Origin of the sequence: Streptomyces sp. NPDC091387, from assembly GCF_044756945.1 — a bacterium.
Classification (GTDB): domain Bacteria; phylum Actinomycetota; class Actinomycetes; order Streptomycetales; family Streptomycetaceae; genus Streptomyces.
The window spans coordinates 146,343-162,947 of the sequence record NZ_JBIVTZ010000007.1; the positions used below are offsets into that span (position 1 = coordinate 146,343).

General features: G+C 73.1%; 14 protein-coding genes. 11 read left to right on the forward strand and 3 right to left on the reverse strand.

All coding sequences use genetic code 11. The features are described from left to right. Positions 1-30: 30 nt before the first annotated feature. Together ACIQM0_RS16310 and ACIQM0_RS16315 are read right to left on the reverse strand one after the other, a co-directional pair. Positions 31-1,278, reverse strand: coding sequence for a beta-ketoacyl-[acyl-carrier-protein] synthase family protein (locus tag ACIQM0_RS16310; RefSeq protein WP_401286698.1), 1,248 nt, complete (start codon positions 1,276-1,278; stop codon positions 31-33). Next, positions 1,275-1,508, reverse strand: coding sequence for an acyl carrier protein (locus ACIQM0_RS16315; RefSeq protein ID WP_401286701.1), 234 nt, complete (start codon positions 1,506-1,508; stop codon positions 1,275-1,277). The genes ACIQM0_RS16310 and ACIQM0_RS16315 overlap by 4 nt, the downstream gene beginning before the upstream one ends. 274 nt (positions 1,509-1,782) lie before the next feature. Here ACIQM0_RS16315 and ACIQM0_RS16320 point away from each other — a divergent pair, with 274 nt between their 5' ends. The 11 genes from ACIQM0_RS16320 (at position 1,783) to ACIQM0_RS16370 (ending at position 15,813) form a co-directional block, all read left to right on the forward strand. After that, positions 1,783-2,544: a nitroreductase family protein gene (locus ACIQM0_RS16320; RefSeq protein ID WP_401286704.1), complete on the forward strand. Its 762-nt coding sequence runs from the start codon at positions 1,783-1,785 to the stop codon at positions 2,542-2,544. 238 nt (positions 2,545-2,782) lie between these two features. After that, positions 2,783-4,336, forward strand: coding sequence for an N-acetylmuramoyl-L-alanine amidase (locus tag ACIQM0_RS16325; RefSeq protein WP_401286707.1), 1,554 nt, complete (start codon positions 2,783-2,785; stop codon positions 4,334-4,336). Between the two features lie 264 nt (positions 4,337-4,600). Next, the gene (locus ACIQM0_RS16330) at positions 4,601-6,043 is read left to right on the forward strand and encodes an MFS transporter (protein WP_401286710.1); all 1,443 of its coding nucleotides are present in this window, start codon (positions 4,601-4,603) and stop codon (positions 6,041-6,043) included. An 82-nt stretch (positions 6,044-6,125) separates the two neighbouring features. Continuing rightward, positions 6,126-7,679, forward strand: coding sequence for an FGGY family carbohydrate kinase (locus tag ACIQM0_RS16335; RefSeq protein WP_385036385.1), 1,554 nt, complete (start codon positions 6,126-6,128; stop codon positions 7,677-7,679). Between the two features lie 74 nt (positions 7,680-7,753). Continuing rightward, on the forward strand, positions 7,754-9,427 hold the full coding sequence (locus ACIQM0_RS16340; protein ID WP_401286713.1) for an FAD-dependent oxidoreductase: 1,674 nt from the start codon (positions 7,754-7,756) through the stop codon (positions 9,425-9,427). After that, entirely contained in the window at positions 9,424-10,977 is a 1,554-nt protein-coding gene (locus ACIQM0_RS16345) for an FAD-binding oxidoreductase (RefSeq protein ID WP_401286716.1), read from the forward strand. Before ACIQM0_RS16340 ends, ACIQM0_RS16345 begins: the two co-directional genes overlap by 4 nt. Positions 10,978-11,014: 37 nt before the next feature. Continuing rightward, positions 11,015-11,674 (forward strand): glycerol-3-phosphate responsive antiterminator, encoded by a 660-nt coding sequence (locus tag ACIQM0_RS16350; protein WP_401286719.1) that lies wholly within the window; start codon positions 11,015-11,017, stop codon positions 11,672-11,674. A gap of 4 nt (positions 11,675-11,678) precedes the next feature. Further along, the gene (locus tag ACIQM0_RS16355) at positions 11,679-11,981 is read left to right on the forward strand and encodes an antibiotic biosynthesis monooxygenase family protein (RefSeq protein ID WP_363020902.1); all 303 of its coding nucleotides are present in this window, start codon (positions 11,679-11,681) and stop codon (positions 11,979-11,981) included. Beyond that, positions 11,978-13,138, forward strand: coding sequence for a zinc-binding dehydrogenase (locus ACIQM0_RS16360; RefSeq protein ID WP_401286722.1), 1,161 nt, complete (start codon positions 11,978-11,980; stop codon positions 13,136-13,138). The genes ACIQM0_RS16355 and ACIQM0_RS16360 overlap by 4 nt, the downstream gene beginning before the upstream one ends. 185 nt (positions 13,139-13,323) lie before the next feature. Next, positions 13,324-14,403: a hypothetical protein gene (locus tag ACIQM0_RS16365; RefSeq protein ID WP_401286725.1), complete on the forward strand. Its 1,080-nt coding sequence runs from the start codon at positions 13,324-13,326 to the stop codon at positions 14,401-14,403. A 132-nt stretch (positions 14,404-14,535) separates the two neighbouring features. Next, positions 14,536-15,813, forward strand: a complete 1,278-nt coding sequence (locus ACIQM0_RS16370; RefSeq protein WP_401286727.1) for an MFS transporter — start codon at positions 14,536-14,538, stop codon at positions 15,811-15,813. Here the strand turns inward: ACIQM0_RS16370 and ACIQM0_RS16375 are convergent. Then, positions 15,800-16,543 (reverse strand): SDR family NAD(P)-dependent oxidoreductase, encoded by a 744-nt coding sequence (locus ACIQM0_RS16375; RefSeq protein WP_401286730.1) that lies wholly within the window; start codon positions 16,541-16,543, stop codon positions 15,800-15,802. The two genes, ACIQM0_RS16370 and ACIQM0_RS16375, sit on opposite strands and share 14 nt — an antisense overlap. Positions 16,544-16,605: the final 62 nt, after the last annotated feature.

Here is a 16,605-nt window from a genome sequence, read left to right on the forward strand (position 1 = left end):
AGGTCCGGCGGTTGGGGGTGCGCTGCGTGGTCAGGCCCTGGTGAGGACGAGTGCGGCGTTGTGCCCGCCGAAGCCGAGCGAGGTCTTGACGGCCGCGTCGAACGCTCCGGGCCGGGCCTCCTTGCTCACCACTTCGAGCGGGATCTCCGGGTCGGGGGCGTCCAGGTTGACGGTGGGCGGGACCAGTTGGTGCTGGAGGGCGAGGACGGTCAGCGCGGTCTCGATGCCGCCCGCGGCGCCGAGGGTGTGTCCGGTCATCGCCTTCGTGGACGTGACGAGGGGGTGCTCGCCGAGCACCCGGCGCAGCATCGTCGTCTCGATCAGGTCGTTCGCCACGGTCGAGGTGCCGTGGGCGTTGACGTGTCCGATGTCCGCCGCGGCGACTCCGGCGTCCGCGAGGGCGGCGCGCAGGGCCCGTTCGATGCCGAGGCCCTCGGGGTCCGGTGCGACGGCGGAGTACGCGTCGCTGGACGCGCCGTACCCGGCAAGGTGTGCGCGGACGGTGGCGCCGCGGGCGCGGGCGTGTTCGGGGCGTTCCAGTACGAGGAGTCCGGCGCCCTCGCCGACGACGAAGCCGTCGCGGTGGGTGTCGAACGGGCGGCAGGCCGACTCGGGGTCGTCCCGGCGGGTGGAGACGGCCTTCAGCTGGCAGGCGCTGGCGATCAGCAGCCGGGAACGGACCGATTCGGCGCCGCCGGCCACGACGATGTCGCAGGCCCCGGTGCGCAGCATCTGGTGCGCGGTGCCGAGGGCGACGGTGCCGGACGAGCAGGCGGTGGAGACCGCCTGGCTGGGGCCGTGGGCGCCGAGATCGGTGGCGACGCTGCTGGCGGCGCCGTTGACGACAGTGAGCGGGGCGAGTTTGGGCGAGACCCGGCGGGCGCCGCGCTCGGTGAGGGCGGTGTGCTGCGCGTCGTAGAAGGGCAGACCGCCGTGGGCGGAGCCGATGACGACGGCGACGCGGGAGCTGTCCCAGACCGAGGGGTCGAGCCCGGCGTCCGCGACGGCCTCACGGGCGGCGATGACGGCGAGCTGCGAGAAGCGGTCCATGAGGCGCTGGGTCGCCACCCCGAGGACGGCCCGCGTGTCGAGGCCGGTGATGGTGTACATGAAGTCGCAGGGCAGGCCCTGGAGTTCGGGCAGGTGCGGGACGGAGGGCGCGGTGGCGGCCTCGGACACCCCGCGCCAGGTGGCCTCGGTGCCGACGCCCGCCGCGGTGACGAGGCCGATGCCGGTGACGGCGGCGGCGAAGGGCTCGGGGCGGTACCGGGCGGTCATGCCGCGGCCTTGCGTTGCACGGCGTCGACCAACTGGGCGACGGTGTCGCGCGAGGTGAGCTGGACGTCGTCCAGGTCGATGCCCATCCGGTCCTCGATGAGGAGCCGCAGTTCTTCCAGGGCCAGGGAATCCAGCCTGAGCTGACGGAGCGACGCTTCGGGGCGGATCGCCACGGGATCGGTTCCGAAGTTCGCCACCAGCAAGGTGCTGATCTCGTCTGCCGTGCTCATGGGCACTCCTCCGCTGTCGTACGCGGTGACGCCTTGCCGCGTGAGAGGTCACTGCCATCGGGGGACGCCGGCCGGTCCGGAGGCACCCTTTATACGCCCTGTCGGCGGTGGCTCAGGCCCGCGTTCCCCCGTGCGGTGGGGGGTTGGGCAGGTGTACGAATCCTCGGGCCGCGGGCCGGGCCGGATCGGCGGGGGGCGGAACGGCGCCGCCCGCCGTCAGGGACCGGCCGACAGGGCTCCCCCTGGAGGGGGTTCACCCGTATGCTCCGCGATCATGAACACCGAATCCACACAGGCCGCCTCGGTGCAGGCCGAATCGGCACCGTCCGCCGAGCTCTCCGCCGACGCCCGCGCCCTGTTCTCCACCATGTCCACGATGCGCGCCATGCGCCGCCTGAGACCGGAACCCGTGCCGGACGAGACGCTGGAGCAGCTCATACAGGCCGCAGTCTGGGGTCCCAGCGGCGGCAACATGCAGTGTTACGAGTACGTCGTGGTGACGGACCGTGAGGTGATGGCGCGTCTGGCACCGCTGTGGAAGCGGTGTGTGGACGCGTATCTGGCGACGACCGGGAAGTACGCGCCGAAGGGCATGGACGACGCGGCCTACGGCCGGATGGTCGCCGCGATCGAGTACCAGCGCGACCACTTCGCCGATACGCCCGCGCTGGTCGTGCCCTGCTACCAGTTCCCGGAGCCCCGGATCGAGGAGGAGGGCCTGGTCGCGTACGCGCAGGCGCTCGGCCCGGCGGGCGTGGAGCACATGACGGGCACGCAGACGAGGTTCCAGGCGCTCGCCGAGGGCTCCTGCGTCTACCCGGGGGTGCAGAACCTGCTGCTCGCGGCCCGCGCGCTGGGGCTCGCGGCGAACGTCACCATCTGGCACCTGATGCTGGAGCAGGAGTGGAAGGAGGCCCTCGGCATCCCCGAGGACATGCAGACCTTCGCCGCTGTTCCGGTCGGGTGGCCGCAGGGCAACTTCGGTCCGGTCCGGCGCCGCCCGGTGGCGGACGTCATCCACCGCGACCGCTGGTAGGCAGGCCCACCGGCCCGGATCCGGGCACCCCCCGGGTCCGGGCCGCCACTCGGCGGCACCCGGCGTAAGCACCTGTAACCGCACGTCAACTCCGCTGGAGCGAAAGGGAGTTCGACATACAAGCCGATGATTGTCATGCACTCGCCAGATCGATAGCCTGAGTGGGCTTGGCGGCCCCCCGGCCCACCCCTCCCAGGGCCCGGGGCCGTTCTTCTCCCCCCACAGAGCAGGAGCAGGTATGCCCAGCCGCCCCGCAGCCCGCACCAAGGCCCGCGCATCCGCGCTGGCCGCCCTCACCGCCACCGTGCTGGCCCTCACCGGCACTCCGGCCCTCGCCGCCCCGGACTCCGGCCACCCGATGAACCAGGCCTTCGAGCGGGCGGCGAGCCGGTTCGGCGTGCCGCGCGATCTGCTCGCCGCCGTCGGATACGGCGAGACCCGTCTCGACGGCCACTCCGGACAACCCAGCCAGGCCAACGGCTACGGCGTGATGCACCTCGCCGGCAACCCCGGGAACCGGACCCTGGAGCGGGCCGCCGCCCTCACCGGCGAGCCCCTGGCGGACCTCCGCACCGACACCGGGGCCAACATCCTGGGCGGCGCGGCGGTGCTGCGCGGATACGCCGACAAGCTGGGCCTGGACGCCCGGGACCGGGCGGACATCGACGCCTGGTACCCGGCCGTCGCCCGGTACAGCGGCAGCGGGGGTCCGGCCGCCGCCCTCTACGCGGACACGGTCTACACCTTCCTCGCGGACGGGCTCGACACCGTCGCCCCGGACGGCGAGCGGGTCTCGGTGACGGGCCGCCCGGTCTCCCCGCACAAGGGCTCGCTCGCCGGCGCGGAGCCGGGCACCCGCAGCGCCGACTACCCGGCCGCGCTCTGGGTCCCGGCCGATGCGAACAACTTCGCGGCGGGCCGCTCGGCAGCGATCGACAAGGTGATCATCCACGTCACGCAGGGCTCGTACGCGGGCTCGATCAGCTGGTTCCAGAACCCGGCGTCCGAGGTGAGCTCGCACTACGTGGTGCGCTCCTCCGACGGCCAGATCACCCAGATGGTCCGCGACAGCGACACCGCGTACCACGCGCGCAGCGCCAACTCCTCCGCGCTCGGCATCGAGCACGAGGGATTCATCGACGACCCGTCCTGGTTCACGGACGCGATGTACCGGTCGTCGGCGGCCCTGACCGCGTACCTGTGCGACCGGTACGGGATCCCGAAGGACCGGGCGCACATCATCGGCCACAGCGAGGCGCCGGGCAACGACCACACCGACCCCGGCCCGAACTGGGACTGGACGCGCTACATGCAGCTGGTGGGCGGGAGCACCGGGGGCGGCACCACCCCCGACGGCCTGAGCTTCACCGTGTACGCCACCCAGCGCAGCGGCTCGACGGGTGCCCAGGTCAAGGCCGTCCAGCAACTTCTGAACGAGCAGGGCCAGGCGGCCGGCGCGGCCGACGGCACCTTCGGCCCGGCCACTACGGCTGCGGTCGCGGCCTACCAGGCGGCGCACGGGCTGGACCGGGACGGCGTCGTGGGAGCCAGGACCTGGACCGCCCTGCTGTCGGCGGGCAGCACGGCGACGCTCCGGGAGGGCGCGACGGGCGACGGTGTGAAGCGGCTCCAGCGGGCACTGACCGCGACGCTCGGCTCGGCCGTCGGCATCGACGGGAGCTTCGGCCCGGCGACGACGACGGCGGTGCGCGGCTACCAGACGAGCCGGGGCCTGACGGCCGACGGCGTCGTCGGGCCGGACACCTGGGCGGCGCTGCAGGCGGGCCGCTGACGGACCCGGTCACGGGCGGGGGCGGGCCGCCCCCGCCCGTGACGTGCGGGAACGTCAGAACGTCACGTTTGGGTAACCCGCCGGAAACCCTTGACGTTTCTCCTGACGTCTTCCTAATCTCCTCGTGTAGTCGCACTTCACGTGCTGCGGCGCTTTCCGCAGTGTTTTGACAGGCACAGACATAGACCACCTGTCGGTGGTTTCGTCATGCCTGTTTTTTTGTGCTCCCCGTGCCGCCGATGGGTCTTCCTCGAAGGCGGATTCATGGCACAACGTCCGAGCGTCAAAGGCGTCGCCGACGTCGTTGCGCTCATCGATGGGCTGGGAAAGATCACCGGCCGGGCGCAGGTCATCTGGTTCCTCGTGTTCGGCGGGCTGTTCCTCGACGCCTACTCGAACGCGGCGCTGAGCGCCGGTCTGGGACCGATGACGTCCCAGATGGAGCTGACCAGTACGCAGGTCTCGATCCTCACGGCCACCGCTCCGGCCCTGGCGATCATCTTCAACCCCATCGGCGGCTGGCTCGCCACCCGGATCGGCCGGGTCCCCCCGCTGCTCATCGCCAAGGTCTTCGCCATCGCGGGCGCCCTGCTCGCCGCGTTCGCCGGTGACTTCACCGTCGTCTGGCTCGGCCGGGTCCTGGTGGGCGTCGCGTACGGCATCGACTTCGCCGTCGCCATGGCGCTGCTCGCCGAGTACACCCCCGCCAAGCTCGGCGGCCGGCTGAACCTGTGGCAGGCCGTCTGGTACGTCGCCACCACCAGCAACCTCGCGCTGGCCCTGTTCTTCTTCAACATGGACGTCGGCGCGGACATCTGGCGCTGGTCGGTGGGGTCCGCCGCGGTCGTGGCGCTCGCGCTGCTGGTGGGCCAGTGGCTGATGCTCAGGGAGAGTCCGACCTGGCTCGCCAGCAAGGGCCGGCTGGACGAGGCCGTCCTGAACCTGGACCGGATCTACGGGATCAAGGCCGTCGCCGGGAAGCCGGACGAGGCGACCCGTGCCGCGGCCGCCGGTCCCGCCATCGGCTTCCGGCAGGCCGGGCTGCTCTTCAAGGGCGAGTACCTGCCGCGCACCATCCTCTCCTCTGTGATCTCGCTCGGGCAGTCGATGCAGTACTTCGCGGTCGGCTGGTACCTGCCGCTGATCAGCCTGACGATCTTCGGCGAGAGCTTCGAGAAGGCCACGATCGGCTCGATGGTGTTCAACGCCTTCGGCATCGCGGGCGGGCTGCTGTCCGCGTACTTCGGCCGCCGGCTCGGGCTGCGGCTCAGCTCCGCCGCCGGTTTCGGCGGGGTCTTCGTCGCCCTGATCGCGATGGGGCTGACCTTCGAGAAGGTCCCGACCGCGGTGGCGTTCCTGCTGCCGGTGCTGTTCATCCTGTGCCACTCCGCGGGACCCGGCGCCAACGGCAAGTCCATCGCGGCGCTCTCGTACAGCAGTGACGTGCGTGCGCTCGGCACCGGTGTCACCGGGATGGTCGGCAGCTTCGGCAGTGTCGCCGGGCTGTACCTCTTCCCGCAGATCAAGGAGTCGCTCGGCCTGGCCGACACCTTCCTGGTCCTCGCCGTCGTGCCGCTGCTCGGCATGATCACCTGCCTGGCCATCAAGTGGGACCCGATGAAGGCCGCGTCGCCCGACGAGGCGGCGTCGCCGCGCACCGCCGCGGCGGACGAGCCGGAATCCGCGGAGTCCGCGACCGCGCGCTGACCGTCCGCCGCGCCTGCCGCACCACACGATGGTCCCTCTCCCCCTCCGCACAGCTCGCGATGCTCGCAATGAAAGGGCTGCAATGACGCAGACGCTCCCCGGCGCCGCCCCACGGCGCGGTGTGCTGGCCATCGACGAGGGCACCACCGGCACCAGGGCCGGAGTCGTCCTCGACTCCGGCGCCGCGCACGAGGTGTTCTACCGGTCGATCAAGGTCAGCCATCCGGACGACCTCTCGGTCGAGCAGGACCCGATGGAGATCTGGACCGCCACCCTGGAGGTGGCGCGCCGGGCCATCGGCGCCGCACGGGCGGAGGGCATCGCGATCACCTCGGTCGCGCTCTCCACCCAGCGGGCCACCGCGATGCTCTGGGACCGGGTCACCGGGCGGCCGCTGCTGCCCGCCGTGGTGTGGCAGGACCGGCGGTACGCCGCCGAACTCACCGCTCACGAGGCGGAGTGGGACGCCACCCTCACCGCCCGCCAGGGCCGGCCGGTCGGCGCCCGCGCACCGTTCCTCTGGGCCGCCCGGCAGATCGCCGCGCACCCGGAGGCGGCCGCCGCCCACCGCGAGGGCCGGCTGCTCTTCGGCACCGTCGACACCTGGCTGATCTGGCGGCTCACCGGCGGCGCGGTGCACGCCACCACCCCGACCAACGCCGCCTCCAGCGGGGGCTACCTGCTGGAGCGGCACGCCTGGGACGAGGAGTGGATCAGCCACCTGGGCTTCCCCCTCGACCTGCTTCCCGAACTCCGCTCGGACGACGCCGGATTCGGCACCACCGACCCGGCCGCCCTCGGCATCGCCGTCCCGCTGGCCGCCTCGATGGGCGACCAGCACGCCGCACTGATCGCGCTCGGCGGCCTGGCCGCCGGGCAGGGCATGTGCATGTACGGGACCGGCGCGTTCGTCGACGCGGCGACCGGCACCACACCCGCCCTGCCCCGGCCGGACATCTCCGGGGTGCTCGCCCAGCCCGGCCGGCGGCAGGGCGACATCAGCCACTACAGCCTGGAGGCCTACACCTCCACGGCGGGTTCGGCACTGCGCTGGCTCTGCGACGACCTGGGCCTGTTCGCCTCGCCGAAGGAGCTCGGTGAGGAGGCCGGCCGGGTCCCCACCCGGCCGGGCCGCACCCCGCGTTTCGTCCCGGCACTCGCCGGGGTCCGTACGCCGGTCTGGCATCCGGAGGCCACCGCCGCCCTCACCGGGCTCACCCTCGCCACCACCCGGGCCGATCTGGCCCGCGCCGTCCTGGACGGCATCGCGCACTCGGTGTGCGACCTCGTCGACGGGGTCGCCGCCACGATGAACGCCCCGTTCACCCGGCTCCGGGTCGGCGGCGGGGTCGCGGGCAGCGACCCGCTGCTGCGCATCCAGGCCGACCTGACCGGCCTGCCGCTGGAGCGGGTCGCCGACTCGGCCACCGCGAGCCTGCGCGGCACCGCCTATCTGGCCGGGGTCGCCCAGGGCCTGTGGGGCTCGCTCGAAGAGGTCGTCGAGGCGCAGCCGCACGGCCGGATCTTCGAGCCTTCGCTCGGCGCGGACGAACGGACCGCCCAGCGGGCCGCCTGGCGCGACGTGCTGATCGCCCACCTCAAGGACCCCGCACTCACCCCCCTCACCCCCCACTGACGGCCCCTCACCGTCAGCCGGCGGCCGGTACCCGACCATGCGGCCGCCGCACCGAAACACCAGGAGTTGATGTTGTGATCACCATGCCCGCCCGGAAGCCGCGGCGCAGTGCCGCGGCCACCCGCCGGACGCCCCTGCTGCTGGACCGCGCGGCGGCCAAGCGCCGGCTGGCCGACGACACGTACGACGTGCTCGTCATCGGCGGCGGTATCACCGGCGCGTACGCCGTGCTCGACGCGGCCTCGCGCGGGCTGCGCGCGGCGCTGGTGGAGAAGGACGACTTCGCCTCCGGCACGTCGTCGAAGTCCTCGAAGATGGTCCACGGCGGCCTGCGCTACATCGAGCAGGGCAACGTCAACCTCGTACGCCACTCGCTGCTGGAGCGGCACCGCTTCCGCAAGAACGCCCCGCACCTGGTGCACCGGCTGCCGTTCCTCTTCCCGATCCTGGAGAAGGAGGGCATCTTCGACGCCCGCCTCGCCAAGGGCTTCGAGGGACTGCTGTGGACGTACGACCTGGTCGGCGGCTGGCGGATCGGCAAGCTCCACCAGCGGCTCACCGTGCCGGAGGTCCTCGCGCAGGCGCCGACGCTGCGGTCGGAGAACCTCCAGGGCGGGCTGATGTACTTCGACGCCCGCACCGACGACGCCCGCCTCGTCCTCACGATCGTGCGGACCGCGGCCGCGCTGGGGGCCACGGTCCTCAACGGCGCGAAGGCCGAGGGGCTGCTGATGCGGTCCGGCAAGGTCGCCGGAGCCAGGGTCGAGGTGGACGGCGACAGCGTCGACATCCGGGCGGACGCCGTCGTCAACGCCACCGGGGTGTGGACCGACGAGCTGGACGCGAAGGCCGTCGACGGCCACAAGCCGCAGGTACGGCCCGCCAAGGGCGTCCACATCGTGGTGCCGTGGGACAAGGTCCGGATCAACTGCACGGTCACCGTGCCGATCCCGGGCCGCGCCCGCCGCGCGACCTGCACCCGCTGGGGCAACAGCGTCGTCCTGGGCACCACGGACGAGGACTACCAGGGCTCCCCCGACGACGTGCACTGCACCCGTCAGGAGATGGACTTCCTGCTGGAGGGCGCCAACACCGCCTTCGAGGGGAAGCTCACCCCGGACGACGTGACCGGCTCCATCGGCGGGCTGCGCCCGCTGGTCGGCGGCAAGGAGGGCGCGACGCTCGACATGCGCCGCGACCACCACATCAGCGTCGGCCGCACCGGCATGGTGACCGTGACCGGCGGCAAGCTCACCACCAGCCGGCACATGGGCGAGCTCGTCATCGACAAGGTGATGACGGTCCTGGGCCGCAAGGGCCGGAGCCGTACCAGCGACCTCCCGCTGCTCGGCGGCTCCGGGTACGACGCCGAGGCCGTGGCCGCCTCCGGCGGCATCGCCGCCCACCTGGGCGAGCGCTTCGGCACCGAGGCCCGCTTCGTCGGCGACCTGATCCAGGAGGACCCCACGCTCGCCCGGCCGGTCGTCGAGGGACTCCCGTACACCAGGGCCGAGGTCGTGTACGCGGCCCGCGCCGAGCTGGCCCGCTCGGTCGACGACGTCCTCTCCCGCCGGACGCGCGCCCGGCTCTTCGCCCGGGACGCCTCCGCCGAGGCGGCGGGCGAGGTCGGCGCGATCCTCGGCCGGGAACTGAACCTCACGGAGGCAGAGGTGGACCGCTCGGTCTCCGAGTACCTCGCAGCCGTCCGTCACGAAAAGTCCGTACTCCTCGAAGGGGCAGCAGCATGATCAGCCGTCAGACCATCACCCACCCGTTCAACCGGGGCAACTACACGATCGGCGCCCCCAGCTTCGCCAAGTGGGCGCAGAACACCCCCGTCGGGGACGGCGAGGCCGCGCTCCAGGTCGACCCGGTGCAGGTCCCCGAGACCGTGATCGAGGCGCTGCGCGAGGCCGCGCACGCCGTGCACGTGGAGCGCGACGAGGTCGTCACCCGGACCCGTGACTGGTGGGCCGGTTCGATGATCGGCGAGACCGAGGGCCGTCCCGCGACGCCGGACGCCGTGGTCGTCGAGGCCGCCGACGCGGACCAGATCGCTGCCGTGCTGCGGATCTGCCACGAGGCGGGCATCCCGGTCACCCCGTCGGCGGGCCGCTCGAACGTCACGGGCGCGGCGCTGCCGGTCTTCGGCGGTGTCGTCCTGGACGTGTGCGGGCTGAACCGGATCACCGGCTTCGACGCCGGGTCGAACGTCGTGGACGTCGAGGCCGGCATGTTCGGCGACCTCTTCGAGAAGCAGCTCCAGGAGGAGTACGGCGTCACGACCGGCCACTGGCCCTCCGCGTTCGCCGTCTCCACGGTCGGCGGCTGGATCGCCTGCCGCGGCGCCGGTCAGCTCTCCACGCGCTACGGCAAGATCGAGGACATGGTCGTCGGTGTGGACGTGATCCACGCGGACGGCACCCGCGCCACGTACGGCGACTACGCCCGCGCGGCGGTCGGCCCCGACCTGCGCCAGCTGTTCATCGGTTCCGAGGGCACCCTCGGCGTCATCGTCTCGGCCCGGCTGCGCGTCCACCCGCTGCCTACGTTCGCGAACGCCGTCGCGTTCGGCTTCAAGAGCTTCGCGGAGGGCCTGGACGCCTGCCGCGAGATCATGCAGCGCGGTGCGACCCCGGCCGTGCTGCGGCTGTACGACACCCTGGAGTCGGGAACGCACTTCGGCCACCCGGAGACCAACCTCCTGCTGATCGCCGACGAGGGCGACCCGGCGATCGTGGACGCCTCGATCAAGGTGGCGGCCGAGGTCTGCTCCGCGTACGGGCCCGAGCTGGACTCCCAGGCGGTCTTCGAGCGCTGGCTGGACGAGCGGATGATCGTCGGCAAGTCCGCGGACGGCTTCACGCCGGGTCCGGGCTTCGTCGCCGACACCCTGGAGATGGCCGCGTCCTGGACCGACCTCCCGGTGATCTACGACGAGGTGGTCGCCGCGATCCAGTCGGTGCCCGGCACCCTGGCCGCCTCGGCGCACCAGTCGCACGCCTACACCGACGGCGCCTGTGTCTACTTCTCGCTGCGCGGCGACGTGGCTCCGGAGTCGCGGCGCGACTGGTACCGCTCGGTGTGGGACGCCGCCAACGCCGTCCTGATCCGCCATGCGGCGGCCCTCAGCCACCACCACGGCTGCGGACTGCTGCGCGGCCCCTACCTGGAGAAATCCCTGGGTGCGGGCTTCGCGACGTTCGTCGCGGTGAAGGCGGCCCTGGACCCGGCCGGCATTCTCAACCCTGGCAAACTGGGCCTTCCCAGCCGATTCGGTACGTCTCCGCTGAACTGACCCAGCAGCCGCGAACCCTTCCCAGTCAGGCCCTGCCATGACCCCCTCCCCGTCCCGGTCCGGCGCCCCGCTCGACCCCCGGCTCACCGCGGCGTTCGCCGAGGTGCCGGTCGTCGCATCGGTCGTCGGCACCCAGCCGCTGCGGCAGTTCCTCACCGCGCCGGCCAAGGTGTGCATCCTCGCCTCGTTCGCGGTGGGGCAGCTGCCCCAGGTCGTACCGGCGCTGGGCCGGGCGGGGAAGACCGTGTTCGTGAACGTCGACAGCAGCCCCGGTCTGGCACAGGACCGGGGCGCGCTGGAGTTCATCAAGAACATGGGCGCGCACGGCGTGGTCAGCACCCGGCTCTCGCTCATAGAGAAGGGCCGCCCGCTCGGCCTGCTGACGATGATGAAGGTGTTCGTCACCGACCGGTCCAACCTGCGCCGCTCCACCGACGCGATCTCGCGCGGGGCGCCGGACCTGGTCGAGATCATGCCCGCCCCGATCGTCGCCCGGATGACCGCGCAGGCCCAGCGCGCGATGTCCCCGTCGGTGGCCGCGGGCTTCGTGGAATCCGCCGCCGACGTGGCGCTCGCCCTGGTCCTCGGGTCCGCCGCGGCCGCCACGTCCGACCCCCGCCTCTGGCACCTGCGCCGCGACCAGCTGCCGCCGGTCCCGCCCGCCGCCCTCAAGAGGCCCGCACCACCTCAGGAGTAACCCCGTGACGTACGTAGTAGTGGCCAGGTACCGCACCAGGCCCGGCGAGCAGGACACCGTCCTCCCGCTCCTCGACACCATGGCCGCCGCCTCCCGCCGGGAGCCCGGAAACCTCGGCTACCGGGTCCACCAGGGCACCGAGGACCCGCGGGCGATCGTGCTCTACGAGGAGTACGCGACCGAGGCCGACTTCACCGCGCACTGCGCGACCCCGCACTTCCGGGAGATCGTGCTCGGCAAGGTCGTCCCGCTGCTGGAGAGCCGCGACGTGCTGCGCTGCGCGCCCCGTGACGAGGTGGGCGCGTGAAGACCCGGGCCGTGGTGCTGCGTGGGATATCGACGGCCCGGCCCTACGCGGACACCCGGCCGGCCGAGGTGGAGGAACTGGACCTCGGCGCCCCGCGCGAGGGCGAGGTGCTGGTCCGGGTCGCCGCCGCGTCCCTGTGCCACTCGGACCTCTCGGTCGTCAACGGCGACCGGGTCCGGCCGCTCCCGATGGCCCTCGGGCACGAGGCGGTGGGAGTGGTCGAGGAGACCGGCCCCGGCGTCCACCGGATCGCACCCGGCGACCACGTCGCCCTGGTCTTCGTGCCGAGCTGCGGGTTCTGCGCCGACTGCGCGGCGGGCCGCCCGGCCCTGTGCGCGCAGGCCGCCGCGGCGAACGGCTCGGGCGCCCTGCTGCACGGCCCGTCCCTGCTGACGGACGCCTCCGGCGCCACGGTCCACCACCAGCTGGGCGTCTCCGCGTTCTCCTCGTACGCGGTGGTGGCGCAGGAGTCCGTGGTGCCGATCGACCGGGACATCCCGTTCACCGTGGCCTCGATGTTCGGCTGCGCGGTCCTGACGGGCGCCGGCGCGGTCATCAACACGGCGGCCCTGCGCCCCGGCCAGTCGGCGGTGGTCTACGGGCTGGGCGGGGTGGGCCTGTCGGCGGTGCTGGGTGCGCGGGCGGCCGGCGCGTACCCGATCGTCGCCGTGGACCCGGTGGCGGAGAAGCGCGCACTGGCGATGCGCCTGGGCGCGACCCACACGTACGCGCCGGACGAGGCGCTCGAAGCGGTCCGCGACCTGACGTCCGGTGGCGCGGAGGTCGCGGTGGAGGCCGTGGGCAGCCCGAAGGTGATGGCCGAGTGCCTGGCCGCCGTGGCCCGCGGCGGCAAGGTCGTCTCGGTGGGCCTGCCCGCCCCCGACCGGGTGCTGGAGGTCCCGGCCCTGGCCTTCGCGGGCGAGGGCAAGTCCCTGCTGGGCTCGTACATGGGTGACGCGGTCCCCCGCCGCGACATCCCGCGCTTCCTGGACCTGTGGCGGGCCGGGCTGATGCCGGTGGAGGAGATGCACACCGGGACCCTCCCGCTGGACGAGGTCAACCACGCGATGGAGGAGCTGGCGTCGGGCCGGGCGATCCGCCAGGTGCTGGACACGTCGGGGCTGCTGACGGTCGCCGCCGGCCGCCCGAACGGCTGAGAGCGGTATTCACCGTACGAGAATCAGACCGCAGCCGGGTCCGCGTGCCGCCGCCGTACTCAGCGGCACGCGGACCCGGGCCCCGTAGGCACCGCTTGACGCACGGTGGGCGCACCCCGTAGGAGTCGGGGGAAGATACGGCACCCCGCCCCCGCCCCCGCCCCCGCCCCCGAGGAGTTGCGCACGTGAGAGTCGGAGCGGCACGCGCCGCCGCGGTCCGCTGGGTGGCCGCACACGCCCGCTCCGCCCCCGGCTACGGCGGGGCGTACTTCAGCGGGTCGACCGTGGGCCGGCCGGACGACGCCGAGTTGGCCCCCTCGTCCGACGTCGACGTCGTGGTCGTCACGGAGGAGGACGACCCGCCCGCCAAGCCCGGCAAACTTCTTTACGAAGAAGCCTTGTTGGAGATCACGTACGTCCCGTGGGCCGAGCTCCGCGACCCCGCGGCGGTGCTCTCCTCCTACCACCTGGCGGGCAGCTTCCGCAGTGACACGGTCATCGACGATCCCACCGGCCGGCTGCGCGCCCTGCAGGCGGAGGTCTCGCCCCGCTTCGCCGAGCGGAGCTGGGTGCGCCGCCGGTGTCTGGACGCCCGGCACCGCGTCGAGACCCGCCTCGCCGCGTTCGACGCCTCCGTACCCTTCCACGAGCAGGTGACGGCCTGGATGTTCCCCACCGGGGTCACCACGCACGTCCTGCTGGTCGCCGCGCTGCGCAACCCCACCGTCCGGCTGCGCTATCCGGCCGCGCGCGACGTCCTGACCGCGTACGGGCGGCCGGAGCTCTACCCGGAGCTGCTGGGGCTCCTCGGCTGCGCGGACGTCTCCGAGCGGCGGGTGCGGCACCATGTGGCCGAGCTGACCCGGACGTTCGACGCCACGGTCCCGGTCGCGCGCACCCCGTTCTTCTTCAGCAGCGACCTCACCGCACAGGCACGTCCCATCGCCGTCGACGGCAGTCTGGAGCTCCTGGCCCGCGGCGACCACCGCGAGGCGGTCTTCTGGATCGTCGCGACACTCGCCCGCTGCCACACGGTGCTGGCCGTGGACGCCCCCGCGCTGCACGCCGCACGGCTGCCCGCGTTCGAGGCGGCCGTCGCCGAGCTGACCGGGATCACCGGCACCACGGACATCCTGGCCCGCCGGGAGGAGGTCGTCCGGTTCCTGCCCCGGCTGTGGGCGGCCGCCGAGGACATCATGGCGGCCGCCCGTGACATGACCGGCGAGACCGAAAACCCCCTGCCGGAGCGCCGCCCGCTCTGCTAGCTTGCCCGCATGACTCCTCCTCGCGTATAGGACCCCGCACTGACCGCACCCGTGACCCCGGGTGCGGCACTCCGGTGTCCCCGCATACCCGCAGCGCTGTGTCCGCGCGCCGCCCTCACGAGGAATGTCATCGTGCTCGTCTCTTCTTCTTCCGCGCCCTCGCGCGCGCCTTCGTACGCCACTGTCCTGCGCACCCCCCATGCCGTACGCACTTTCGGCGCCGCGCTGCTCGGGCGGCTCTCGTACGGGGTGGTCCCGCTCGCCCTGCTGCTGGCGATCAAGGACGCCACCGGTTCGTACTCCGTCGCAGGCGGCGCCATGGCCCTGTTCGGGGCCGCCAGTGTCTTCCTCTCCCCCGCCCGTGCCGCGCTGATCGACCGGTACGGGCCGCGCCGCGCCCTGCCGCCGATGGCGGGGCTGTACGCGGCGGTGCTCGGCGTACTCGCCCTGGCCACCTGGCGGCCGGGCACCCCGTCCCTCGCCCTGGGGGCGCTGGCCGTGGCGGCGGGTGTCTGCACTCCGCCGCTGGGTCCGGTCATGCGGTCGCTGTGGAGCGCGCTCGTCCCGGACCGGGAGCTGTTGCAGCGCGCGTACAGCCTGGACGGTGTCGCCGAGGAACTGCTCTACGTCTCCGGTCCGTTGCTGGTGGGCCTGATCGTGGCGGCCGGGCGGCCCGCGGCCGGTGTGCTGGCCGGCGCCCTGCTGGTGTTCGTGGGGGCGCTTGCGCTGGTGTCGTCACCGGCGGTGCCCCGTGAGCACGCGAGCCCCGAACCGCCCGCTACCGGCTCCCCCGATGCTCCCGCCGCTCCCCGGCTTCGGCTGCACGGCATCCCCGCGCTGCGTCACACGGTGCTGGTGACGGCCGCCGTGGGGCTCTGCCTCGGGGCGCTCGAACTGCTGGTCGTGGCGTTCACCGAGCAGCTCGGCCAGGCGTCGGCGGTGTCCTGGGTGCTGGCCGCCCTCTCCGCCGGGAGCGCCGTCGGCGGTCTGGCGTACGGGGCGGTCCGGTGGAAGCTGTCGAGCCGGGTGCGGCTGGTGGCCGCGGCCGCGGGGATGGGTGCGGCCCTGATGGCGGCCGGTCTCTCGCCGCGTCTGTACGTGCTGGTCGCCGTCGTCGCGGTCGCCGGGCTGTTCGTCGCCCCGGTCCTCACGACCGCGTATCTGATCGCGGACGAGTCCGTGGACGCCGCCCGGCGCACCCAGGCGGGCGCCTGGGTCAACACCGCGTTCAACGCCGGGGCCTCGGGCGGCACCGCGGCGGTCGGGCTGCTCGTCGGGCGGCTGCCGCTCGCCCTGTGCTTCGCCCTGGCCGCGGCGCCCGCGCTGCTGTGCGCGGCGGCGTTGGCGCGCCCCCGCTCCCGGCACGCGGGAGCGGGGGCGGAGGCGAAGGGCCGGGTCAGCGGAGCTTGATCGCGCCGCCGTCGGCCATCAGGGTCTGACCGGTGATGTATCGGGCGTCGTCGCTCGCCAGGAACGCGATGACGGGGGCGACGTCCGTGCGCGGGTCGCCGAAGCGGCCGAGCGGGACCTTGGCGGCGGAGAGGGCGTACTGCTCGGGGTTGGCCTCGGCCCAGGCGGCGACGCCCGCGGTCCTCGCCATCGGCGCGACGACGTTGACCCGGATCTGGTCGGCGGCCCACTCGTTGGCGACGACCCGGCTCAGTCCGCGGATGGCCTCCTTGCCCGCGGCGTACGACGCCTGGTTCGGCTGGCCGTCGATGCCCGCGCCCGAGGCGAAGTTGATCACCGCGCCCTGGCTCCTGCGGAGCTCGGGGTACGCGGCGAGCATGAAGTTGCGGGTGGCGAAGAGGCCGGTGTCCAGGGCGAGCTTCCAGTCGTCCTCGGTCTGTTCGGTGAAGGGGCGCACCCGTGAGGCGCTGGCGTTGTTCACCAGAATGTCCAGGGCGCCGAAGCGCTCGACGGCCGTGGCCACCGCCAGATCGGCGACCGCCCGGTCGGAGACGTCGCCCCGGATGAACACCACCGCGTCCGCGAGGTCGGCGACGAGGGCGTCCCCGGCCTCCTGCTGGAGGTCGACGACCACGACCCGCGCGCCTCGCTCGACGAAGACCCGGGTGACGGCCTCGCCGATGCCCGAGGCTCCTCCGGTGACGACGGCGACCTTGTTCTCAAGTGTCATTGCGCTGTTCCTCCGACTCGCTGTGCCCGGCGCGGCGCCCCCGCCCCGCACCCTGTCTATGC